The sequence below is a fragment of the Marinomonas sp. HM11-D genome (genome assembly GCF_057626615.1).
Map to the genome: position 1 here is coordinate 1 of NZ_JBMMKT010000049.1, position 222 is coordinate 222.

The 222-nt window shown below is 44.6% G+C and carries 1 pseudogene; it reads right to left on the minus strand.

From position 1 onward, the window contains the following. Positions 1–222: pseudogene (locus tag ACOSVP_RS18625) on the minus strand (IS3 family transposase); the annotation flags it as partial.

Here is a 222-nt window from a genome sequence, read left to right on the forward strand (position 1 = left end):
CCACTTGCTTTTATCTGATGCTCACCATCTTTAATCAAGTTTGGATGGCAGTAAAAACGGTGATGACTCTGCGTTGTTTTATGGTATGAACGCCTTACTTTGACCAGTAAACGTGCCTCCCTAAGTACCCTAAACAAGCGATCTCGACCAATATAACAGCTGTGCTCTAGGCCGAGCTTATGCTGAAGCTTTCTAGCTCCCATTCGAGGATGCTTTAAACGG